A 24,510-nucleotide genomic window follows, 5' to 3' on the forward strand; every position below is an offset into this window, starting at 1 on the left:
TTCAAAAAGTGCCAGCTTTTATGAGGTGGCAACTGAAAAACCTTGCACTTAATTCCTACTTAGGGTTTGCTGAATAAACCTAAAACCTTGATATATCAAAGGTTAGAGGCTGATAAACACAGAAATTAGTGCAAGGGTTTTGAAGGGTATACCGGAAAAAGTGTGCATTTTTTGGGATTTCAAGAGATGGCAAAGAAATTTTCAAATCTTCTCCTGACTCCTGACTCCTGACTCCTGACTCCTATGCCCTCACGGAAAGACTTTCTCAGCAACCCCTACTTAAAGAAAAAATCGTTCCTATCCAACTCTTGAAACTGTCACCGTGGCGTAGCACCTGTCACCTAGCCTTCACAGATAACTTTTTCAGCAAACCCTAATTAAGAGGCTGAATAATGCCTCTCAAACCCATGCTACTCAAGGTTTGAACCATTTGATTAGCACTATCTTGACTGCTAAAAACGCCCACTTGCATGACTCTGCGACCTTGTAAGACTCTGGAAAAAGCATCAGGAACTATTGAACGCACTAATTCCTGTTGTGAGTCACTGATAACCGGCACTACAACCCGATAACGTACACCCGGACGAGTATTTGTATAGCTTCTGGGTGCTGTGGCTATTCTAGAATTACTAATAGTTTTTGGGTTATCGGGTTGTTGATTTCTCATAAGTTGAGGTGCAACAAACTCAATAACCCCTGGTTCAACCTGCACATAATTTAATTCCGATGTGTTTTGGGAATTATTTCTGGGCAAAGAACCCTGTCCGTTAACATTGGTAGTTGGTAGCTGTGGTAATTGACTATTTGGGCGTGTATTTCCCCTACTCGATAAAATCACGCCAGATGGGTTAAATTTTTGGGGAATGTTGGCAGCAGCAAAAACTATTTCTGGTTCTGTAGCTATTTCCTCTACAGGTACAGAAGTAGGTGGAGAATTTCTGACTATTGGTGCTGTTGTGCCGCTAGTATCTACATTGCCGCTAATGCGATTTTTGTTGAGGTTATTGCCAGCAGCATAAACTACTTGTTTAGCAGCTTTGGCGTTAATATCATAACGACGATTATTTCTAAATTCATTACCACCCGGTTCTCTGCTATTACCTAAATCTGGTGTAGCTTGGGCAATGACTACTAAACCATCTTCTTGACTGCCTTGAATGAGATTATTCCGCAAAACTGGGCTAGTATTGGCTTGAACTACAATCCCTGATCTATTGTCTAAAATCTGATTACCAACCACTACAGGAGCCGCATTTTGGGCAATGTTAATCCCAAAACCGGTACTTTGAAAGAGGTTTTCCCTAATTTCAGGACGGGCATCACCAGAAATTGTAATTCCATTAGCACCATTACCCTGAAAATAATTTTTGCGAATGCTGGGAGTAGCATTACCAGTGATGGAAATTCCATCTTGGGTATTGCTGGTAAAGGTGTTTTCCTCAACTACCGTATTAACAGATTCAATCCATAAACCATAACCACGGCTGTTAGAGTTGGTGACAGTAACACCGCTTAAACTGGATTGATTTGCACCTACAATGGCTACGTTTTGACGGCCAAAGCTGCGACTGAGATAGTCACCACCACCGACAATATTTACTTCTTTGCCTTTTTTACCAATATTTCCTTGAATAGCTACACCTGGTTTGATGATTAAGGGGAATACTTCTCCTGTGTTGGCGCTGTATGTACCAGTAGCCAGCATAATCACAGTATTTGATTGTGCTAGTTGCAAAGCTTGAGTAATTGTCCCAAAAGGAGCGTTTCGACTACCATTCCCATTTTGGTCATTGCCGATACTGGGGTTGACAAACAGCAGTTTAACTTGAGAAATTGTACTCTCATCGTTAAATTTCTGTTCTGATCTGATGGTAATCTGAGCAATGGCGCTGCTAAAATTTGTGTCTAAAAGTGCTATACTTCCTATTCCTAAAGCAACGCTCACACTTAATATTGAGGTGGGCAGAACTGAAGGTTTAAGTAGGTAGGAGCAAGTCCGCTTTTGTAAAGGGATATTTAGTAGACGCTTATGAAACTGTTGAAGGGGAGGCATAAACTTTACATAACTCCTGAAAAACACACAAATGATTTTTATCCGCTCAACCAGTCTTGTCCATAATATTCTCATATTTTCACCCAGTGCCTGTTTTTGATCCGGGTAAATTTAGTCAATTTTTCACAAAAAACCGCAAAGATGCAGATATTATTTAAGAGGCTGGATGTTTCTGTGAGACTACAAGCAGGGTTATTTTAATGGTCGAAGCCCACAGCCAAACACAACAAATACAACAAGTGGTTTATCGCATTTTAGACGCAAATTTGGATCGCGCCCGCGAAGGGTTGCGAATTATTGAGGAATGGTGTCGTTTTGGTTTAAATGATGCCCAGTTAGCTGAAGGCTGTAAGCACCTCCGTCAAGAGGTCTCTAAGTGGCATACTGCACAAATCAGGGCAGCACGAGATACGCCAGGTGATATTGGTACTGATTTAACCCATCCCCAAGAAGAACAACGAAGTTCAATTACATCTTTGTTACAGGCTAATTTTTGCCGTATCCAAGAAGCTTTGCGGGTTTTGGAAGAATATGGCAAGCTTCATGATGCCGAAATGGGGAAAACTTTTAAGCAAATGCGCTATCAGGTTTACACCCTAGAAAGCACTTTGATGGGTTATCAACGTCATCAGTTACTTTGGCGATCGCGTCTGTATCTGGTAACATCCCCGGTAGATAATTTGTTGGAAATTGTGGAAGCTTGTCTCAAAGGCGGGTTAACTTTGCTACAGTATCGAGAAAAATCTGCTGATGATATGATTCGTTTAGATAGAGCTAGAAAACTACGGCAGCTATGTCACGATTATGGCGCTTTGTTTATCATTAATGACCGTATAGATTTGGCTTTGGCTGTAGATGCAGATGGGGTACATTTGGGACAACAAGATATACCTATTGCTGTAGCCCGTCAGTTGTTGGGTCCCCAGCGGTTGATCGGTCGCTCTACCACAAATCAAAAAGAAATGCAAGGGGCAATTGCTGAAGGTGCGGATTATATTGGTGTGGGTCCTGTATATGAAACACCGACTAAAGCAGGTAAAGCCGCAGCAGGTTTAGATTATGTGAGGTATGCGGCTAAAAATTGTCAAATTCCTTGGTTTGCTATTGGGGGCATAGATGCCAGTAATATTAATGATGTCATGGATGCGGGAGCGCAACGGGTAGCTGTGGTGCGATCGCTCATGCAAGCTGACCAACCTACTTTAGTCACACAATATTTTATTTCTCAGCTTTATAGGAAGTAGGGGACTGGTGACTGGTGACTGGGGACTGGGAAGATAAATAACGTAATTACCAATTACGAATTATGTCTAATCAAATTAGTTTACAAGTGAACGGGGAAACACGCAGTTGTTTATCCCCAACGCTTTTACCAGAATTACTTCAGCAGTTGGGTTTTAATCCCCGCTTGGTAGCGGTGGAATATAATGGTGAAATTTTACACCGTCAGTTTTGGACAGAAACTCAAATTAAAGATGGCGATCGCCTAGAAGTTGTTACCATCGTCGGTGGAGGATAGAAGAGTTTACAGGTGACAGGTGACAGTTGATAGTTGATAGTTGATAGTTGATAGTTGATAGTTGATAGTTGATAGTTGATAGTTGATAGTTGATAGTTGATAGTTGATAGTTGATTGGTGATTGGGAAACATCAAATTGATTACCCAGTCCCCAGTCCCCAGTCCCCAGTCCCCAGTCCCCAGTCCCCAGTCCCCAGTCCCCAGTCCCCAGTCATCTAATTCAATAGACAAGAATAACGAGATTCAGGATTATATAACCAGCGGTGATAGGTTTTGCGTTTGGCTAATTCTTGTCCTTGACGACCGAGTTTTTCCCGCAGTTGTTGGTCTTGACATAATCTTTTGAAAGCTTGTAAAACTTCATAACCAGAATTGGGATCTACCAACAGGCCATTTTCTTCATGGTGGACTGCATCCAAAATACTCCCTAAGCGAGAGGCGATTACAGGTTTACCAAAGTATCCTGCTTCTGAATGGACTATTTCAAAATTATCAAAATTATCAAAATTATCAAAATTATCAAAATTATCAAAATTATCAAAATTATCAAAATTATCAAAATTATCAAAATTATCTATGTTTCTGGCTTTGTCTTCCTGTAAATTTAGCATGGCGAAAATGTCACAGGCTGCATAATAATTGGCTAATTCCCGTTCTGGTACATTCCCAGCAAAATGCACTCTTTTATCCACCCGCAAACGCTGACATTGGGATTTTAGTTGTTGTTCACAAAGTCCTATTCCGCAAATTATGTAATGAACATCTACGCCAATAGTTAATAGTAAAGGAATGTTATCTATTACTTTGTCAAAGTTTTTATTTTTAATTAATTTACCGACAGAAAGAATGACAATTGCTGTTTCAGAAATGTTGTAAGTTTGACGTAAGCGGATACGTAAATCATCCAGATGACTGAGATTGCTAGGAGTACCAAACTTTTCTAGTCTTACTATTGGGTTAATGACATGAGTAGGAGTATCTAAGCGAAAAATATTTCTTAAAGTTTCTCTAATATAAGAATTGTTACAAACAATTCCTTCGGCTCTTTCGAGGGTAATTTTCAATAAAAATCGCCATAAAGGATGACGGGAAATATCAACCAAATCATTACCGTGGAGGTAGATAAAAAAGCGAATCGGTAAGATATAACTGAGTAATAACAAAGCTGGAAAATCGTAGCCGTGACACCATTCGATGTAACGGTAATGATAGCGAAAATATAATCTTATGGCTAGTAATAATGGGCAAACAAAGTTAAAAAAATTGAATAATGGCTTGATTATAATGCTCAAAAAATTACCACCAAATAAACTCAGCCAAAGACTCAAGTTAGTCCAACGATAAACAGGAAACTGTTGTGATTTATCAAATATTTTATCTCCACAGCAACCAGCAGCCAGTACAATTACTCTGTCTGGATCTTGTAAACAACGATTATAAATATATTCTCCAATGACAGCTTCTTGGGGATGAAAGATGCGGGAGATAACTAAAATATCTGGACAAGCAGTTTTCTCCCTAATTTGTGTTCCTAGTTGTGAAATATGTTCCATAATTCAGGTTGATAAATAAGCTGCAAATTTTTAAACTACAGTAGGGAACTTTTAACAGGGAACAAGGTTAAAAGCATCTAATTAAATAATGTATTTAAACTTTAATATGAAAATAGCCTTATCAATCTGTCTTCCTGTAAAGTAAACTTGATCGTGTTTAGAGATTGATTGGGAGCATCCCAAATGTGTAAATTTATTTTTATCTAGGGAAATAAAATGCTCCAAGACTTGATATGATTGAACCGCAAAGGACGCAAAGGACACAAAGATAAGAGATTATGAGAGATTTTTTAGTGTTGCTGCGTTCATTTGGTCAAAATTGGGATGCTCCTGATTGATTTTGCAAATTGTAGCTACAAAACTTGGTTCAATATATTCATGCCAGAATTTTTAATCAATATTGATTATCCCCATTTGCTCAAAAAATTGGTATCAAATTGGTATCAAACATTTGTTTCTTGTCTGCCAATTTCTTGCCAAAGGAGGATTTTTAACATGATTATTTTGACACGATGAAATAAAGCTAGAGTTGCTCGTTGATATGCTCCAGTAATTGTATAGCGACTGCTGGAAAAATTAAATCTAGCTGATACTTAGTAGATTAGCTTGAATTTTGCCAAAATTCATGCCAAAATGCCAAAAAGTCATGAATAAATGATACTTTGAATTATGCTTCTTCTATCAAAATGATGATTTAAATCACATAATATTTTGTAATTCCTCATAGTTAATATTATTATTTATTGTGTTGGATAGATTATAAGTATGAAAACGAAAACTATCAATAAATAGGTTGTCATTTGCTTTGATTAATACTGGTGTAATTTTACCAAGCTTTCTCAAGGTAATAGCTGATTACTGATAGCTAATTACTGATAACTGATTACTTAAACCTCCTTACCAATATGTGCTGAAAATAGGTTCTTGATCCGGAAAAAATTTATTCACTATCAAAAATAATTTAACCGAGAGGTTGTTATACCTAAGTTAAAATTATTGCTGTTAAGTATGTCATGCTCCAGAGAAGGTAATAATTAATTGATTCCAAAGTTTTACACTGGTACAGATATTTTGCGGTACGGTTATCAACCAAGGAATCTTCGCTGTCTTCCCTGCCAAGTAGTGTGCATTCACGGTAGATTAAAGATATGGCTGACAATCCCTGCGGCAGATTGTGGTGATTATGTTCTACCTTGTCTGAATCCTAGCAATAGGAGAAAAATCTTAAAAATATTGTTTTTTGGTAGCTTGTTTATGCAAAAAAAATTACAACGAATCCTCAAACCCCTGTTAAAAATTTCTTTTGTCCTGGGTCTGGTTTTGGCTTTAGCATTGGGTAATGCTGATGGTGCTTTAGCTGCACGCAGTGGTGGACGTATTGGCGGCGGTTCGTTTAGAATGCCATCAAGCAGGACTTACACACCTCGTACATACTCACCGCCTGGTGGTGGGGGATATTATCCTGGTGGTGGTTTTGGTTTTCCTTTCCTGATACCTTTTTGGGGTATTGGTGGTGGTTTTGGTGGACTGTTCACAATTTTGATTTTCTTTGCGATCGCTAACTTTTTAGTCCAAACTTTCCGTCGTGTCACCAGTGGAGATACTGAAGAAGTAACTTATAGCAGTAACCCCAATGTTTCTATCACTCGGTTACAAGTTGGTTTGTTAGCACAAGCTAGAGGTTTACAAAGCGAACTTAACCAAATAGCTGAAAAAGCTGATACCAACACTCCAGAAGGAAGAGCAGAAATTTTACAAGAAGCAAGTTTAGCTTTGCTGCGTCATCCTGAATATTGGGTTTATGCTGGTGGTGGTACACAACAAGCTAAGTTAAACGCGGCTGAATCTCAATTTAACCGTTTATCCTTGGCTGAACGTAGCAAATTTAGCGAAGAAACTCTTTCTAATGTCAACAATCAGTTAAAATCTGTTTTGGCTAAAGAATTACCCGGTGATGTGGATAACCCTACCCGTTTAATTAGTGAAGGTCCAGGAGAGTATATTATTGTCACCTTATTAGCTGCAACCTTGGGTAAATGGGACATTCCCCAAATTAATAGCGCCGACGACTTACGTCAAGCTTTACGACAAGTTGGTAGTCTTCCCGGTGAGCAAGTTTTAGCTATTGAAGTGTTGTGGACTCCCCAAGCAGAAGGTGATACTTTGACTTCTGATGATTTGTTTGCTGAATATCCTGATTTAAAGCTGGTTTAGTCAACCTATACTCACAAAGTAAAATGTAGGGGTTTAGCAATGCTAAACCCCTATCTCATTATTGTTGACATTTAAACTTCAGCGGAAAACACCACCCGAAAACCCGACATTCTTAAACCACTTTCCGCTTCATTCCAACTGCGACTAGCACTGCGACATAGTTCCGCGCTGAAATTCCAAGCACCACCACGCAAAACCCGACGATGGATATCACCACCAATATCCCACACACTACCATTTACAGGTGCGCCATGATAATTATTATGCCAAGGATCTGCACACCATTCCCAAACTAACCCGTGCATATCATACAACCCAAAGGCATTTGCTATATCCAAACTGCCTACATCTGTTATTTTGTTGTAGAAATTACTTTTGGGTTCAATTGCATAAATTTCACTACCGTTACAATTAATTAAATCAGAAGTTACTGTTTCCCCAAAATGAAAAGATGTGGTAGTTCCTGCACGACAAGCGTACTCCCATTCTGCTTCACTCGGTAAACGATAATTTCTTCCTGTTTTCAGCGACAACCGCAAACAAAATTCTATTGCTTCATACCAAGAAACGTTTTCTATCGGTAAATTTGCACCTTTAAATTTTGCTGGGTTGGGATTTAAATCTTGAGTAACTTTGGGTAATGCTGCTACCGCTTTCCATTGTGCTTGAGTAATGGGATATTTCCCTATATAAAAAGGTTCTATTTTCACTGGATGTTGGGGATGTTCATCCGCATTACCTTCAAATTCTGGTGAACCCATTAAAAAACTACCACCAGGAATTGATACCATTTCTAAAGTGACGTTTCTATTCAATTCTTCTGCGAAAAATTGGGACTTTCCTCTGTCTCGGTAAAGTTCTCTCCCTCCTGTATCTACAGTAATAATCTCAAAATCAAATGTTTCTAAATCTGGAACAGGAACAATAATTTTTTGTTGTTTTGTAGGTGTTTCGATAATAGGGGCAAATTTTAACTCTATCGGTGTTGATGATTCGATGTTTAAATAATTGGGGAAATTATTTGGTAAATTATTTGGGAAATCATGTTTTAAATCATGTAACACTTCTATTGCTGACTGATATCTATCACTAGGAAAATGTTGTAGCAAATGATCTAAAATGTATGTTAATTCTTCACTAATAGTAATCCCTTTTTCTTGTAAACGTTGTTTCCATAACCATTTTGCATTCATCGGATCATACAGAGGATCTTTCAATCCATAGGTATGTTGCATGGGTAAATCTTGAGTTAATAACCTCACACAAGTTACACCCAAAGCATATAAGTCACTTCCATGACAAGCAAAACCTGCCATTTGTTCTGTGGGTGCATATCCTAATGTATAAATAGCTGTTGCTTGTCTAGCTATACTTGTTTGGGTGACTTGTTTTGCACCACCAAAGTCAATTAATACAGGTTTTTGGTCTGCATTTCTTCTAATAATATTCTCTGGTTTAATATCCCGATGGATAACGTTTTTTTTGTGAATAAAATCAATAACTGGTAATAAGTCTATTAGCAGTTGACGCACTTCTTTCTCAGTATACGTCTTTTCTTTGACTTCTTCTAGGAGTGTTTTCCCAATAATAAATTCCTGCACTAAATACAAACTTGAACCTTGTTCAAAGTAAGCTAATAAACGGGGAATTTGCGGATGGTTTTCTCCTAGTTCATACAACCGAAAAGCCTCTTCTTTGAAAAATTCTGCGGCTTTTGCTCGTTGTCCTGTTCCCTGCACTTGGGGGAAAAATTGCTTAATAACGCAAGGTGCGTCTAGTCTGTCTACATCTTCTGCTGCGTAAGTTTTGCTAAACCCACCTTCACCTAATAACCGCAAAACACGGTAACGGTTTCTGAGGATTTCACCAAATTTATCATGTCCACAAACGATGCAAAACTTACTGTAGTTGGGGTTGAAGGGGTTGGAACAATTGGGATTTTGGCAAATTTGCATGGCTGAGGGGAAGATAGCATTTTTTCCAAATTCAGCCCCAATATTTAATTAGTTATTAGTTATCACTTATTTATTTATCAGCAGTAATCAAAAAGGGTTATATATGGGCGAACAGATTTCAATTATAAGATAAAGATTAGAATAATTTTGATAATTTGTCAATGGTTTTTTAATTGTTTTTTGGTAGCTTTATATCATATTTTTGCCCTGTAAATAGTTATATAATGTCCGGTTGAACACTTATCATATCTGTGGAGGCTGGTAATTGGTAATTGGTAATTGGTAATTGGCAATTGTTAATTGGTAATTGGTAATGGAACACCTACATGGTAAGTGATTGGGCAGACATAATATTATTTACTATGCTAATTTACTATGCTGATTTTATATTTATAAACCAATAACCTGTGTAGAGAGGCTGTATACAACATCTGTGAATACCACATCTCTACATTAAGTTGTAAATTGGCGGAAACCTAACTACTCAACGCCTTGATAAACCGCTGCAAACTCTTAAACACACTGGGTTTTTTCGCGGGTGTTCCGTCAGTGGTTTGTGGTTGTTCTTTCATCAGGATCATGTCTATTTCATCACCTGATGGTTTTTTAGGTAATTCAGCTATTTTTTGATATTCGCCTGCGGTTTCTAACCACACTTCCCAATCTCCAGGATAGCAGCGCATAAGGGCGCTTTCATCATCGACAGGACGCAGATAATAGCAAGATTCAATGGTACTAATGAAACGTTTGCGGGTTTCTCGCGCTGCATAACCTATACCCACTGTACCGGAGTCTTCCAGACGGGGGTTTAACATGACAAAGGGGCGTTCACCAATTAATTCACAAAGTTTTTCTAGTTGGGGTACTTCTACGGAAGTAGGGGCGATAAACAGGAAAATTTCATCCTCTGGCTGAATTTTTGCTTCTAAGGAAGCAGTTCTTCCTGTACCGATATCTAAAATTTTAAATGGTACATCTGCCCAGTCTCGACAGGCTAAAGCGGCTGCACCAGCATCTGCAAAGAAGACTTTAAGACCAGATTCATATTCAGCGAATACAGGGAGAAATTGTTCTGCAACTGGCATAAATTTGAGTTCTGGGAACAGTAACTCAACTTGAATGCGAGTGATACCATCAGCTAAAGCCGATTTTACCGCTTCACGAGATTGAGCGATCGCATCTTCTAGGGTTTTGGGTAGTTCAGCCATAATTTACAGAAGTACGTTTTTTCATCAATTATTAAGAATAACTCGAAAACTCTAATTCATTCTGTAGGCGTAAGTAAAAGACAGAAGTAAAAGGTAATAATTTGAAATTGTGGTTAGGTGATGCAGAATTAGCCTTTCAATCACGTTAATAAAGTTCAATTTTGTGAAGAATTCGGGGATATTTTTCAGGAGTATCCCAAATATATAAGTTTATTTTTTGCTTGATTTAAAGACGTGAAATGAACAAACCACCTTAACTGAAGTGTTCCCGCAAGGTAGGACAAAAAGGACACGAAGGGAAGAGAGAAAAATAGAGTTTTTGGTGTTGCTGGGGTTATTTTCTAAAAATTGGGATGTTCCCTATTTTTCACTATAAACCAGATCGCCTTCCTGAAAAAGGATCTAATAATATACCAGGCTTTGGCTGTAAATTTTCCAAAAGAAATCGGCTATTTTTCTGTTTAAACTTTTATTCAAATTTACAAACACCTAATACCGCTTTCCAAACCTTCACAAACACCAACAAGAAAATCTAAATCCAAACTAGCAATAGTATCACTCGGTTTGTGATAATTAGGATTTCGCATAAATGCCGTATCTGTCACCATAATTGCTGGATAACCTTGATCCCAAAAAGGTGCATGATCACTTAGTCGAGTTTGGGGAACTAATAAACCCCGATTTGGTACTGGTAGTAACTGACAAGGTAAACCCGATTTACTAATAGCACTACGGATATTGACTAAATCTCCTAAAGTCCGTAAATTGCCAATTAAACCAATAAAATCTCCAGTATTGGGGTACAATCTATCTAAAAAAGCTGGATATCTTTGCGAACCAGGTCTGCAATCCCGATATCCTAACATTTCCAAAGAAATCATTAAACGTAGACGTTGCTTTTGTTGGTGTAATAAAGCTGCATAGTCAGCACTACCTAACAAACCATATTCTTCCATATCAAAAGCAACCAAGCGCAAAGGATATCTAGCAGGTGCTTGGGTAAAAATTCTGGCAAATTCTAACAAAACTGCCACCCCAGTAGCATTATCATCAGCGGCTACAGTACCAGGTACACCATCATAATGAGCGCCCACCAAAATCGGAGGAAAATCAAGCTTTTGTCTTTTCTCTTGAGCAGGTAAATTTAAAATCAGGTTATTACAACTTTTACTCCCCACTTTAAAGGTGTGGATTTCCACACTTCCCCATTGTCCTAATTCGTTGCGGATGTATTCTTGAACAAAGAAATGTCCCGCACTGGCCATATAAGGATCGCGTTCCCGTGCAATTTCTTGGAGATGATTTTGCAATCTTTGTTTTAAAGTCAAGATGGTGATTGGTGATTGGTGACTGGTGATTGGTGATTGGGAAAGAAAATTATTAATTTTGTATGAGTGCCTTTTGCCTTTTGCCTTTTGCCTTCTGTTCCCTGTTCCCTGTTCCCTGTTCCCTGTTCCCTTTCTGCAAATGCTATCCTATGTTTAGCAAGTGACAGGTTAAGCTACAATTTCTCTAAATTATCTAAATTATTGAATTTATGGAATTAATGATGATAATTATACCATTGGGCGGTTTTTAACATCTGGTTGCAAGCGGAAAATATGCCTCCCAATCATAATATATAGATGTAGTCAAACACGCAGCAGGAGAAGAGTAACGCATGGGCAAGGTAGTCGGCATCGACTTGGGTACAACCAACTCAGTAGTCGCCGTGATGGAGGGTGGCAAGCCGGTGGTGATTGCCAATGCTGAAGGTATGCGAACCACCCCTTCTGTTGTCGGCTTCAGCAAGGAAGGCGAAAGGGTGGTAGGGCAAATTGCCAGACGGCAAACTGTGCTGAATCCCCAAAATACTTTTTTTGCAGTTAAACGCTTCCTTGGGCGCAGGTATGCTGAACTTAATCCGGATTCCAAGCGCGTACCCTACACCATTCGTAAGGATGAAATGGGCAGTATTAAAGTTGCCTGTCCGCGATTAAATAAAGAATTTGCCCCGGAAGAAATTTCAGCAATGGTGCTGAAGAAATTGGCGGCTGACGCTAGTCGTTATTTGGGTGAACCTGTTACAGGGGCTGTAATTACGGTACCTGCTTATTTTAATGATTCTCAACGTCAAGCTACCCGCGATGCTGGCAGAATCGCAGGTTTAGAAGTGCTACGTATTCTTAATGAACCTACCGCCGCTTCCCTAGCCTACGGATTAGAAAGAGGTGAAGTAGAAACCATCCTGGTTTTTGACTTGGGTGGTGGTACTTTTGATGTTTCCATTCTAGAAGTAGGTGACGGCGTTTTTGAAGTTAAAGCCACCAGTGGAGATACTCAGTTAGGTGGTAATGATTTTGACAAAAAAATAGTTGATTGGTTAGCGGAGCAGTTTTTAGAAGCAGAAGGAGTAGATTTAAGACGCGATCGCCAAGCTTTACAACGGTTAATGGAAGCCGCAGAAAAAGCCAAAATTGAACTTTCTGCCGTCAGCGTTACCGATATTAACCTACCCTTTATCACCGCTACCGAGGACGGACCCAAACATTTAGAAACTCGCCTCACCCGTTCCCAGTTTGAAGGTTTATGTGCTGACTTAATCAGTCGTATTCGTAACCCAGTCAAACGGGCGTTAAAAGATGCCGGACTATCACCTGTAGATATTGAAGAAGTTGTATTAGTAGGTGGTTCAACCAGAATGCCAATGGTGAAACAGCTAGTACAGGATTTAATTGGCATTGAAGCCAGCGAAAACGTCAACCCTGATGAAGTGGTAGCCGTAGGTGCAGCTATTCAAGCAGGTATTCTGGCAGGAGAAACAAAGGATGTCCTGTTATTAGATGTCACACCCTTATCCTTGGGTTTAGAAACCATAGGTGGTGTGATGAAAAAACTCATTCCCCGCAATACCACCATCCCCGTTAGACGATCTGATATTTTTTCTACATCGGAAAATAACCAAAACAGTGTAGAAATTCACGTAGTCCAAGGGGAAAGGGAAATGGCAGCAGATAACAAATCCTTGGGACGTTTCAAACTGTATGGTATTCCCCCAGCACCTAGAGGTATACCGCAAATTCAAGTAGCTTTTGATATAGATGCCAACGGTATTTTACAGGTAATGGCATTAGATCGGACAACTGGACGAGAACAGAGTATTACTATTCAAGGTGCTTCTACTTTGAGTGAATCAGAAATTAACAGAATGATTCAAGATGCTCAGAAATATGCTGATATTGACCGGGAACGGAAAGAAAGAGTAGAAAAACGGACTCGTTCCGAAGCTTTGATTTTACAAGCAGAAAGACAACTGCGGGAAGTAGCCTTAGAAATGGGGATGCAGTTTGCCCGCAACCGTCGTCAACGCATTGACAATATTTGCCGGGAACTGCGAGAAAGTTTAAAAGATGATGATGATCGGGGCATTGATCAGGCTTACTCAGACTTGCAAGATGCTCTCTATGAGCTAAATCGAGAAGTCCGTGAGTATTATGCTGAAGATGAAGACGAAGATTTATTTGGTGCGATTCGGGAAATCTTCACAGGTGATAAAGAACGGGAACGGGATTATTCTCCCAGAGAAACCTATCGAGAACGGGATTCTTATAACAGAGACTATGGTAGAGGCAATGGTAGAGGCAATGGCAGGGAATATGGAAGAGACTATGGTCGAGAAAATCGTTCTTCCTCTTATGATAACAGTCTTCCCCCCCGTCCCAGTCGTCCCAGCTACCAGGATAATTGGGATGATGACGATGATTGGCTGTAAATTTTAGATTCAGGAGTCAGGAGGCAGAAGGCAGAAGTCAGAAGGCAGGAGAAATGAAAATTGTAACTTTTGTCTCTTCCTATTCCCTGTTCCCTGTTCCCTATTCCCTATTCCCTGTTCCCTGTTCCCTATTCCCTGTTCCCTGTTCCCACTGATAACTAATAACTGATAACTGACTATGCAAAACTTGCAAAATTTCCGCGATTATTACGAGATTTTGGGAGTCACAAAAGAAGCCTCTAGCGAAGAAATTAAAAAGGTTTATCGCAGGTTAGCAAGGCAATATCACCCTGATCTTAATCCTGGTGACAAGGAAGCAGAAGAAAAATTTAAGACTATTGGTGAGGCTTATGAAATTTTGTCCGATCCGAGTAGGCGATCGCAATATGATCAATTTAGCCGCTACTGGAAACAAAAAGGCTTTGCTGGTAGCAAACAGTCACCAAAACCAAAGGGTTGGGGAGATAGTCGCACCAACACCCGTACTAGTCAAGAGGTAGATCCCAGCGAGTTTCCTGATTTTGAAAGTTTTATTAATACAGTCATAGGTGTTAGCAGTCGCAAAGATACCAGAACTAATACTGATAGTACAACTACTAGCGACCCGTTTCGCACTCCCAGAACCAAAGTTGCTTATACAGTTAACACACCACCCCGTACCACTCGCAGAGATATTGAAGCGAGATTAACTTTACCTTTAGAAAAAGCTTATCAAGGTGGTAATGAAAGAATACGTTTAGAAGATGGGCGATCGCTCGAAGTAACTATGCCACCTGCTATGGTTACGGGTCAAACTATCCGCTTGCGAAATCAAGGGATCGGCGGCGGTGATTTATACTTAAAAATTACTGTTGAAACCCATCCATTGTTTAAACTAGAAGGTGCAAATATTTTCTGTCAAATTCCTGTAACTCCCAGTGAAGCGGTTTTAGGTGGACAGGTGGAAGCACCCACTTTAGATGGTCCTGTGAAAATGACTATTCCCCCCGCAGTCAGATCCGGTCAAAGATTTAGATTAGCTAATAAAGGTTATCCCGTAGAAGGTGGTAAACGGGGTGATCAATTAGTAGAAATTCAAATAGTCACACCGAAAAATATTACTACTGAAGAAAGGGAACTGTATGAAAAATTGCGGGAAATTGAAAGTTTTAAACCAAGGGCGGATTTGATTTAATGGTAATTTTTTCATTATTTGTATTTTCATATTTCAGGTACATAGCTGATGGCTGACGGCTGATGGCTGAATGCTTACTGAAATTAATTAGTGAGGGCATATTATGAGTGTATTTCTCAAGAATGACCCAGGATTGCTATATTAATAGCAGATTTGTGATAGTGTTTTCTCATCATCAGGAAAAAATTATCTGCGTTTATCTGCGTTTATCTGCGTTTAATGCTAAATTCCCGCACCTCACTAGGACGGGAAAAGTAGTCATAATTTAAAATATAAGAACAGATGTGATCAAAGTGAATCAAAACCGTGAGTCAAACTGGGACACAGGCACAAAGCAGTAACACTACAACATATTACACCCTCTTGGGACTGCATCCCTCAGCGTCAGTCATAGATATACGTCGCGCTTATCGGGAACTAAGTAAACAGTATCATCCAGATACAACAGAATTACCTGATCATGTTGCTACTGCCAAATTTCAGGAAATTAACGAAGCTTACGCTACTCTCAGTCATCCAGAGCGCCGTTTAAGTTATGATTTAAAGATTGGTTATTCTCGATTTGGGGTAATTCAAATACCAACAGATTTAAACCATCCAACCCATAAACCCCATGATTATTCTAAATCAATGTACTTGGATGCAAGCGATCGCCCTTTATCATCGGGTGAAATCTTTGTATTATTTGTTTTAGGATTAACCTTTGTTGGTTGTTTAGTATTGGCGATCGCCATTGCTGCTTTGCGTGGTGAACCCTTACAAACCCAACTTACCCAACCCACCCCAACCACTCAACATCTAGTTTCCATGTTCCAAAATCACAACCCTCAACCAGCCGAATTTTTTTAATTTTTAATTTTTAATTTTTAATTTTTTTTAATTGCTTATGCTTCCCGCCAACACACCACTGTATAACCATCCCCTCCCACAAATTGAAAAATGGCTAAAAGAGCAAGGTTGTCAACAAGATGACACCGAGTTACATTGTTGGCGCGTGCAAAAACCAACTTGGCAAGCGGATCTATGGTTAGATATTGAACAAATCACCGTGAGATATATTAACGCTGGAGAAAATGGTCAAGATATCCAACGTTCCTTTAAATATTCTCTCAGTCGGGAAGATATTCAAGCAGCAGTTTTTTCTGGTCCATAAGTCCAATTCCAGCATCGTTTTTATATCCTACAAAGAAGGCAAGAGGCAAGAGGCAAAAGGCAAGAGTTTGGGCTATCTGTTAGTAACAAATTTTGGGAAATTTCACCCTCAAAATGCTCTATTTTTCCACTTATAGCTTCAAAAACCTTGCATTTTTGTTGAGTGCGAGAGATGGAAAAGAAATTTTGAAATCTCCTCCTGACTCCTGACTCCTGACTCCTGACTCCTATGCCCTCACGAAAAGACTTTCTCAGCAACCCCTAATTATTCTCCCAAAAGTTAGAATTTAGGAGTATTTCTAACTCCGATGAATACGGCCATTCCGAAGGAAAATTGACTGATTTATACTCACTCCTGACATTAGTTAAACTTCGTCGCCAAGCTTCCTGAAAACTCGTATCCCATAGAGACTTGAGACTGTGTACTTGGGTAATTAATACATCAAGTTCAGTTCGTTGAGTCCGAATTGTGCGTTCCCACCCATTATAATCGTAGGTTAAGTCAACATATAATCGCTTGAGTAAATGTTCTAGTAATACAATTAAACGACTCAATAGTTCTCTTTTTTGCGAAGTTCCCAAAGCCTCTACTTCCTCAATCAGATTTTCAATATCCAAGGTTTCAAAATCCCGTGCTTTGAGCTTCGCAACAGTATCTTCAACCCAGAGTAAAATATCTTGATCATAGAGGGATAGTGTCATATTTAATTTTTCTCCCAAATCTTACTATTGAATATAGCATTACTTCCTAAACCTTCCCAAACCGCCGTTCTCGTTGTTGATAAGCACATAAAGCGCGGTGAAATTCCTTTCTATCAAAATCTGGCCAGAGAGTATCAGTAATATAAATTTCACCATAGGCCATTTGCCAAAGTAAGAAATTAGATAAACGCATTTCTCCACTGGTGCGGATTAGCAAATCTGGATCAGCGATACCAGCTGTATATAAATGACTTTCAAATAACTGTTCAGAAATTTCATCTGGTTTTAATAAACCTTCCTCTACTTTTTGGGCGATCGCTCGACAAGCTTGTAAAATCTCCTGTCTACCGCCATAATTAGTAGCTACTGTAAACTTAATACTTTGATTATTCTTAGTTTCTGCCATTGAGCGAGAAATTTCTTCTTGTAGCGATTTTGGTAAAGCTTGTAAATTACCCACAAACTGAATCTGCACATTTTCTTCTACCATTTCCCGCAGTTCTTGACGCAGAACCCTTTGGAAAAGACTCATTAAAAACTCCACTTCTTCCTGTGGTCTTTTCCAGTTTTCCGTAGAAAAAGCGTAAGCAGTGAGAGCTTTAATACCCCAATCTTTACAACAGCGTAACAAATCCTTGAGGGCATCAACTCCCCGCTTATGCCCCATAATTCGAGGTAGACCTTGACGTTTAGCCCATCGACCATTGCCATCCATAATCACCGCAACGTGCTGGGGGAGTAATTCTCGTTTTAAATCAGAAGGCAAATATTGCAGTTCAGTATGTTGTGTAGTCATTTTTCGGTCTTATTTTTTTGGCGAGAAGCAGTCGATGGTAATCTAAGTAAACGTGAAACCAGTGCTAATGTTTGACCACCTAGTTGACGACCTAAACTGAAAAGACCAGGTGCTACAGCTTCTCGGTCTACAGTTGGCGAAAATCGTTCCTCTAAAGACTCTTTTAACTTTCTAATCGTCAGTGGTCTATATAAAGTTCCCCTTTCAGCTAAGGAAATAGAACCCGTTTCTTCTGATACAACGACACAAATGCAATTTTCGACACGCTCGGTAATTCCCATTGCTGCCCGATGGCGTGTACCCAACTGGCGTGAGGCTGTGCGTCCTGAAAGTGGTAAAATTATACCGGATGATACAATCCGCGAACCACGGATCAAAGTTGCCCCATCATGCAATAAAGTTTTGGGCTGAAAAATTGTCTGTATCAGTTCCTTAGACACCTCTGCATTTAACTTTACACCAGGTACAGAAAAATCTCGCTCATCCATTGGTCCGGTAGTTTCCAAAATCAGCAAAGCACCAATCCGATTTTTTGACAGTTCTTTCACAGCATCGACAATTTCATCAATCACGCTATCAGATTTAGGCACTGTCAAGCGGTTAGGTTGAAACAACTGCCGAAACTCACCCCGTCCCAATTGTTCCAAAAATCGGCGAAACTCTGACTGGAGTGCTACGGCCATAGCTACAGCACAACCAATTACCAACTTTTCCAAAACGAAATTGAGCAAAGGTAGTCCCAAATTCCCACTCAATGCTGAGGCCAGCATCAAGATTATAAATCCTCGCACCATCCATAGTATCCGGCGTTCACTAATAATCACCAGGATCATGTATGTCAACGCCAGCACTAAAAGAATATCCAGAGTCCCAAGCAGCAAGGACTGTGACCATCCCAGGTTTGTCGTCAGCCATTGCTTCCACCAATCTCTCATGACATCTGGATTCTAATAGTCATTAGTCATTAGTCATTAGTCATTAGTCATTAGTCATTAGTCATTAGTCATTAGTCATGATTCTTAGCTAATGACCAATGACCAAGAAAAAATAACTATTTCAATTTTTCAGGTAGGCAATCTTGGCGAATGATGTCTTGATAGGTTTCCCTTTGCAAAATTAAATTTGCTTCACCGTTAGCTACTAACACAGCAGCTGGTCGGGGTAGACGATTATAGTTAGATGCCATACTGTAATTGTATGCTCCAGTTGCCATAACTACGAGAACGTCGCCTGGTTCAGTTTTGGGAAGTGGGGCGTTTTTAATCAGAATATCTCCTGATTCGCAGTGTTTACCTGCTACTGTGACTGTTTCTGTTAAAGGAGCGGACATTTTGTTAGCAACAACAGTCCGATAAACTGATTGATAGGTGATGGGGCGGGGATTATCTGACATTCCGCCATCAATTGTCACATAAGTACGAATATCAGGAATTGTTTTAGCTGATCCAATAGTGTAGGCAGTAACGCAAGCTGTGGCAATGAGCGATCGCCCTGGTTCACACAGGAGTTTGGGGAGGGGCAAGTTTTCAGCAGCGCAAGCTTCTTGCACTACTTCACAAATCGCCTTTGACCATTCTTCAATGCTTGGGGGATCGTCTGATTCGGTGTACTTAATCCCTAAACCACCACCGACATTTAACTCTGTCAATTCTAAATTATATTTTGCTGCATCTCGCAACCACTGTACCATTACAGCAGCCAAATCTCTATGGGGTTGACGTTCAAAAATTTGCGAACCAATATGAGCGTGTACACCCACACAGTTTAAAGCGTGTTGTTTGCTCACAAAGGCAAATACCTCTTCTAAATCATTAGGATCAAACCCAAATTTACTATCTAAGTGTCCGGTGCGAATATACTCATGGGTATGACATTCAATCCCCGGAGTTAACCGTAACATAATACGGATATTTGTATTTGTGGTTGCTAGTTCTACCAAAGTATGTAATTCATACCAGTTATCAACAACAATGGTACAACCTGATTCAATGGCTAAAGTTAGCTCATCACGGGATTTATTATTTCCGTGGAGGTAGATTTTCTCTGGACTCACACCAGCTTCTAAAGCTGTGTAAAGTTCACCACCAGATACTACATCTATTCCTAAACCTTCTGAAGCGACAATGGCGCAAACTGCTAAACAATTCCATGCTTTAGAGGCGTACAATACTTGAGATTCACCTTTGTAGTATTTTTTAAAGGTATCCCGGTATTGTTGGCAAGCTGTCCGCAAGGTTGTTTCATCCAAAATATATAAAGGTGAACCAAACTGCTGAACTAGCTTTGTGACATCACACCCACCGATTTCTAGAAAATCATCACGATTAACTCTAGCAGTCAAGGGTAGGAGTTGTTGATTAGGAGAAATATTTGTACTATCTTGGCTGGGAGATAGATATTGATTGCCAGAAGGTTGAACCTTGACGGGGTGAGTCGATACCATAACTAAATTAGAATTTGTCCTTGTTAAAATTACGAGCGTGAGTTAATATCCCGATTTTCAGTTTACTGCTTTATTGGTGATTGGTGACTGGTGACTGGTGACTGGTGACTGGTGACTGGTGACTGGTGACTGGTGACTGGGAAAATAAAAATAATTTCCCCCTGCTTCTTCCCCTGCTTCCCCTGCTTCCCCTGCTTCCCCTGCTTCCCCTGCTTCCCCTGCTTCCCCTGCTTTCCCTGCTTCCCCTGCTTTCCCTGCTTCCCCTGCTTTCCCTGTTCCCTGTTCCCTGTTCCCTTCATCGTGAAACTATTAGATTTAAAAATTCAATCCTTAACTTCAGAGAATTTAAGTGAACTACTAGAACTTGATAAAGCCTGTTTTGATGGGTTGTGGACTATGGAGGGCTACCGTCGAGAACTGGAAAGTCCTAATAGTCATTTTTTAGGTTTATTTGCCCCATTTTCTAGTTGTGGTTTGTTGGGAATGGGTTGTTTTTGGTCAATTTTAGAAGAAGCGCATATTACAATTTTGGCGGTTCATCCTGAATATCAGGGTCAAGGTTTAGGACAGGCTTTGTTGTATGCTCTACTCAAAACAGCAAGCGATCGCGGTTTAGAAAGGGCAACATTGGAAGTTCGGGTTTCTAATGAAAAGGCAATTTCGCTTTATGAAAAATTTGGCTTTAAGACTGCTGGTAAAAGACCACGCTATTACCAAGATAATAATGAAGATGCTTTAATTTTGTGGACTTCTAACCTACAACAGCCCAGTTTTCTCAAAAATTTGGATGATTGGGAAGTGATGATTAGCGATCGCCTAGCCAAATCTTCTTGGAGTTTAACTGAATAGGTGACTGGGGACAGTAATAAGGGGATAGGAAATAGGGAGAAATATTTACCTTCTGCCTCCTGCCTCTCCCAATGCCCAATTTATCAATATTTCAAAATAAATATTTTTATTTAATAAAAATTTATTATATTAAAAACTTTTGTATTGACAATGTACCATTGTATATGATAATTAAGTTTGTTTGGGAATAGATTAACAAAATCTAAAAATTAGTAGTGTCTTGTTAGTCGTAATTTCCAGGAAGGCTAGTAAATTCAATCTCCTCACCAGACTAGCGATAGAAAAAGTAATAAAAATTAATGAATGAACCCATCAACTTGTGTGATGGCTGGGGGGTATCTATTTTTTTGATAGAGATATCCAAAATTTTAGCCTGTGCTAAAATCAGCATACCGGCACGACGCAGGTGATGGGAAAAATGCCATGTTTGAACGCTTCACAGAAAAAGCCATTAAGGTAATCATGCTGGCCCAAGAAGAGGCCCGCCGTTTAGGTCACAACTTTGTGGGAACTGAGCAGATCCTCCTGGGTCTGATCGGGGAAGGCACGGGGGTGGCAGCCAAGGTGCTAAAGTCAATGGGTGTCAATCTTAAAGATGCCCGGATTGAAGTTGAAAAAATCATAGGTCGGGGTTCCGGCTTTGTGGCTGTGGAAATTCCGTTTACGCCACGGGCAAAGCGGGTTTTAGAACTATCCTTGGAAGAAGCACGCCAACTAGGGCATAACTACATTGGCACCGAGCATCTGCTGTTGGGTCTCATCCGTGAAGGGGAAGGCGTAGCAGCCAGGGTGCTAGAAAACCTGGGTGTAGATTTGTCTAAGGTGAGAACCCAAGTGATTAGGATGTTGGGAGAAACTGCGGAAGTGACTCCTGGCGGTTCTTCGGGTCGCACAAAAACCCCTACTTTGGATGAATTTGGCTCGAATTTGACCCAAATGGCTGTGGATAACAAACTCGATCCTGTGGTGGGACGCGCCAAGGAAATCGAGCGTGTGATTCAAATTTTGGGTCGCCGGACTAAAAATAATCCAGTGCTGATTGGTGAACCTGGGGTGGGTAAAACAGCCATTGCTGAAGGTTTAGCCAGTCGCATCGCTAACAAAGATATCCCGGATATTCTGGAAGATAAACGGGTGGTAACTCTGGATATTGGTTTACTGGTTGCAGGAACTAAGTACCGGGGTGAATTTGAAGAACGTCTAAAGAAAATCATGGATGAGATCCGTCAAGCGGGTAATGTCATCCTGGTAATTGACGAGGTTCATACTTTAATCGGTGCTGGTGCTGCTGAAGGGGCGATTGATGCAGCGAATATCCTCAAGCCAGCTTTGGCACGGGGTGAGTTGCAGTGTATCGGCGCAACTACTTTGGATGAGTACCGCAAGCACATTGAACGGGATGCAGCGTTGGAAAGACGTTTTCAGCCTGTGATGGTTGGTGAACCGACCGTTGATGAAACAATAGAAATTTTATATGGTTTGCGCGATCGCTATGAAGCGCACCACAAGTTAAAAATCTCCGATGAGGCTTTAGTGGCAGCGGCGAAGTTGTCTGATAGATATATTAGCGATCGCTACCTTCCAGATAAAGCCATTGACTTAATTGATGAAGCTGGTTCTCGCGTCCGTTTGATTAATTCCCAGCTACCCCCAGCAGCGAAGGAATTAGACAAGGAACTGCGGCAAATCTTAAAAGAAAAAGATGATGCTGTTCGTTCTCAAGACTTTGACCGTGCTGGAGAACTGCGCGACAGAGAAATGGAAATTAAAGCGGAAATTCGCTCCATTGCTCAAAACAAAACCAATGCAGCCGGTGGTGATGGTGTTGAACCTGTAGTGACAGAAGAAGACATCGCCCATATCGTTGCTTCTTGGACTGGTGTACCAGTGAATAAACTCACTGAGTCTGAATCTGAGAAGTTGCTGCACATGGAAGACACCTTACATCAGCGCCTCATCGGTCAAGATGATGCGGTGAAAGCGGTTTCCCGTGCGATTCGTCGCGCTCGTGTGGGCTTGAAGAATCCTAACCGCCCCATTGCGAGTTTTGTATTCTCTGGTCCGACTGGGGTAGGTAAAACTGAGTTAGCTAAATCCTTGGCTTCTTACTTCTTCGGTTCAGAAGAAGCAATGATTCGCTTAGATATGTCCGAGTACATGGAGCGTCACACCGTCAGTAAATTGATTGGTTCACCTCCAGGTTACGTTGGTTATAACGAAGGTGGTCAGTTAACAGAAGCTGTACGTCGTCGTCCTTACACTGTGGTGCTGTTTGACGAAATCGAAAAAGCACACCCCGATGTATTCAATATGCTGCTGCAAATTTTAGAAGATGGTCGTTTGACTGATGCTAAAGGACGCACGGTAGACTTTAAGAACACTTTGTTAATTTTAACTTCTAACATTGGTTCTAAGGTAATTGAGAAAGGCGGTAGCGGTATTGGTTTCGAGTTTGCTGAGGATCAAACTGAATCTCAATACAACCGGATTCGTTCTTTGGTGAATGAGGAACTGAAACAATACTTCCGTCCTGAGTTCTTGAACCGTTTGGATGAAATTATCGTCTTCCGTCAGTTGAATAAAGCTGAAGTGACTGAAATCGCCGACATTATGCTCAAAGAAGTGTTTGGTCGGTTGACAGAAAAAGGCATTACTTTAGAAGTGAGCGATCGCTTCAAGGACCGCTTGATTCAAGAAGGTTACAGCCCCAGCTACGGTGCAAGGCCATTACGGCGAGCAATTATGCGCTTGTTGGAAGATAGTTTGGCGGAAGAAATTCTGTCTGGACGCATCAAAGACGGTGATATTGCTTACGTTGATGTGGATGAAAATGGTGTTGTCCAAGTTACAGCTAGAGAAAGTCGGGAGTTGTTGACTCCTGGTGTTGAGTTGTAGTTAGGATTTTTTCAATAATAAAAAAACGGTGGAGGATGTTGGTTCTCTGCCGTTTTTTTTGTTTCGCGCAAAGACGCTAAGGAGCAAAGGCGCAAAGAGGAGGAAGGGAAAAATCAGAGTTGTCATAAACTGAGCAATGATATAACCCACATTCCGCACCCTCAACTGTCACAGATCAAAAAAGCCATTAAAGTAGTACATAATAACTAAAGGTAACTTAAAAGTTAAGAGGCTTAATGAGAGTAA

The 24,510-nt window shown here is 40.3% G+C and carries 19 protein-coding genes; 9 read left to right on the top strand and 10 right to left on the bottom strand.

Going from position 1 to position 24,510, the window contains the following annotated elements; all coding sequences use genetic code 11:
• Window positions 1-373 precede the first annotated feature (373 nt).
• Window positions 374-1,945: a DUF1565 domain-containing protein gene (locus H6F47_RS19340; protein ID WP_347239097.1), complete on the bottom strand. Its 1,572-nt coding sequence runs from the start codon at window positions 1,943-1,945 to the stop codon at window positions 374-376.
• A 308-nt stretch (window positions 1,946-2,253) separates the two neighbouring features.
• Between H6F47_RS19340 and H6F47_RS19345 the strand changes: the two genes are divergently transcribed.
• Together H6F47_RS19345 and thiS are read left to right on the top strand one after the other, a co-directional pair.
• Window positions 2,254-3,297, top strand: coding sequence for a thiamine phosphate synthase (locus tag H6F47_RS19345; protein WP_190650557.1), 1,044 nt, complete (start codon window positions 2,254-2,256; stop codon window positions 3,295-3,297).
• A 62-nt stretch (window positions 3,298-3,359) separates the two neighbouring features.
• Window positions 3,360-3,572 (top strand): sulfur carrier protein ThiS, encoded by a 213-nt coding sequence (gene thiS, locus H6F47_RS19350; RefSeq protein WP_096571076.1) that lies wholly within the window; start codon window positions 3,360-3,362, stop codon window positions 3,570-3,572.
• Between the two features lie 215 nt (window positions 3,573-3,787).
• On the opposite strand, the gene H6F47_RS19355 is transcribed toward thiS, so the two are convergent.
• Entirely contained in the window at window positions 3,788-5,125 is a 1,338-nt protein-coding gene (locus H6F47_RS19355) for a glycosyltransferase family 4 protein (RefSeq protein ID WP_190650559.1), read from the bottom strand.
• Window positions 5,126-6,379: 1,254 nt separating this feature from the next.
• Here H6F47_RS19355 and H6F47_RS19360 point away from each other — a divergent pair.
• Window positions 6,380-7,339 (top strand): DUF1517 domain-containing protein, encoded by a 960-nt coding sequence (locus tag H6F47_RS19360; RefSeq protein WP_096571080.1) that lies wholly within the window; start codon window positions 6,380-6,382, stop codon window positions 7,337-7,339.
• Window positions 7,340-7,410: 71 nt separating this feature from the next.
• Here the strand turns inward: H6F47_RS19360 and H6F47_RS19365 are convergent, their stop codons facing one another.
• The 3 genes from H6F47_RS19365 to H6F47_RS19375 all read right to left on the bottom strand — a co-directional run bounded on the left by H6F47_RS19365 (window position 7,411) and on the right by H6F47_RS19375 (window position 11,830).
• Window positions 7,411-9,294, bottom strand: coding sequence for a bifunctional serine/threonine-protein kinase/formylglycine-generating enzyme family protein (locus tag H6F47_RS19365; protein WP_190650561.1), 1,884 nt, complete (start codon window positions 9,292-9,294; stop codon window positions 7,411-7,413).
• A 476-nt stretch (window positions 9,295-9,770) separates the two neighbouring features.
• Window positions 9,771-10,502, bottom strand: a complete 732-nt coding sequence (locus H6F47_RS19370; protein ID WP_096571084.1) for a DUF1995 family protein — start codon at window positions 10,500-10,502, stop codon at window positions 9,771-9,773.
• A gap of 479 nt (window positions 10,503-10,981) precedes the next feature.
• Window positions 10,982-11,830, bottom strand: coding sequence for a M28 family peptidase (locus H6F47_RS19375; protein WP_137667121.1), 849 nt, complete (start codon window positions 11,828-11,830; stop codon window positions 10,982-10,984).
• A gap of 332 nt (window positions 11,831-12,162) precedes the next feature.
• On the opposite strand from H6F47_RS19375, the gene dnaK reads away from it, so the two are divergent.
• The 4 genes from dnaK to H6F47_RS19395 all read left to right on the top strand — a co-directional run bounded on the left by dnaK (window position 12,163) and on the right by H6F47_RS19395 (window position 16,580).
• A complete protein-coding gene (gene dnaK / locus H6F47_RS19380) occupies window positions 12,163-14,253 on the top strand; it encodes a molecular chaperone DnaK (protein ID WP_190650563.1) in 2,091 nt (696 codons plus the stop codon).
• A gap of 178 nt (window positions 14,254-14,431) precedes the next feature.
• Window positions 14,432-15,427, top strand: a complete 996-nt coding sequence (locus tag H6F47_RS19385; protein ID WP_190348511.1) for a J domain-containing protein — start codon at window positions 14,432-14,434, stop codon at window positions 15,425-15,427.
• A gap of 306 nt (window positions 15,428-15,733) precedes the next feature.
• A complete protein-coding gene (locus H6F47_RS19390; protein ID WP_096571091.1) occupies window positions 15,734-16,276 on the top strand; it encodes a J domain-containing protein in 543 nt (180 codons plus the stop codon).
• 31 nt (window positions 16,277-16,307) lie between these two features.
• On the top strand, window positions 16,308-16,580 hold the full coding sequence (locus H6F47_RS19395; protein WP_228051906.1) for a DUF3143 domain-containing protein: 273 nt from the start codon (window positions 16,308-16,310) through the stop codon (window positions 16,578-16,580).
• Window positions 16,581-16,840: 260 nt separating this feature from the next.
• Here the strand turns inward: H6F47_RS19395 and H6F47_RS19400 are convergent, their stop codons facing one another.
• The 5 genes from H6F47_RS19400 to H6F47_RS19420 all read right to left on the bottom strand — a co-directional run bounded on the left by H6F47_RS19400 (window position 16,841) and on the right by H6F47_RS19420 (window position 20,819).
• The gene (locus H6F47_RS19400) at window positions 16,841-17,281 is read right to left on the bottom strand and encodes a DUF29 domain-containing protein (RefSeq protein WP_190650565.1); all 441 of its coding nucleotides are present in this window, start codon (window positions 17,279-17,281) and stop codon (window positions 16,841-16,843) included.
• 46 nt (window positions 17,282-17,327) lie between these two features.
• The gene (locus H6F47_RS19405; RefSeq protein WP_190348513.1) at window positions 17,328-18,077 is read right to left on the bottom strand and encodes an isoprenyl transferase; all 750 of its coding nucleotides are present in this window, start codon (window positions 18,075-18,077) and stop codon (window positions 17,328-17,330) included.
• Window positions 18,074-19,012, bottom strand: coding sequence for a diadenylate cyclase CdaA (cdaA, locus tag H6F47_RS19410; protein ID WP_096571099.1), 939 nt, complete (start codon window positions 19,010-19,012; stop codon window positions 18,074-18,076). The genes H6F47_RS19405 and cdaA overlap by 4 nt, the downstream gene beginning before the upstream one ends.
• A gap of 116 nt (window positions 19,013-19,128) precedes the next feature.
• Window positions 19,129-20,520, bottom strand: coding sequence for a diaminopimelate decarboxylase (lysA, locus tag H6F47_RS19415; protein WP_190348514.1), 1,392 nt, complete (start codon window positions 20,518-20,520; stop codon window positions 19,129-19,131).
• Window positions 20,521-20,582: 62 nt separating this feature from the next.
• Complete coding sequence (locus tag H6F47_RS19420; RefSeq protein ID WP_190650567.1) at window positions 20,583-20,819, bottom strand: hypothetical protein; 237 nt, start codon at window positions 20,817-20,819, stop codon at window positions 20,583-20,585.
• Between the two features lies 1 nt (window position 20,820).
• On the opposite strand from H6F47_RS19420, the gene rimI reads away from it, so the two are divergent.
• The gene (rimI, locus tag H6F47_RS19425) at window positions 20,821-21,369 is read left to right on the top strand and encodes a ribosomal protein S18-alanine N-acetyltransferase (RefSeq protein ID WP_187041230.1); all 549 of its coding nucleotides are present in this window, start codon (window positions 20,821-20,823) and stop codon (window positions 21,367-21,369) included.
• A gap of 423 nt (window positions 21,370-21,792) precedes the next feature.
• A complete protein-coding gene (locus H6F47_RS19430; RefSeq protein ID WP_190348516.1) occupies window positions 21,793-24,264 on the top strand; it encodes an ATP-dependent Clp protease ATP-binding subunit in 2,472 nt (823 codons plus the stop codon).
• Window positions 24,265-24,510: the final 246 nt, after the last annotated feature.

Origin of the sequence: Sphaerospermopsis sp. FACHB-1094 (assembly GCF_014696195.1) — a bacterium.
Taxonomy (GTDB): domain Bacteria; phylum Cyanobacteriota; class Cyanobacteriia; order Cyanobacteriales; family Nostocaceae; genus Sphaerospermopsis; species Sphaerospermopsis kisseleviana.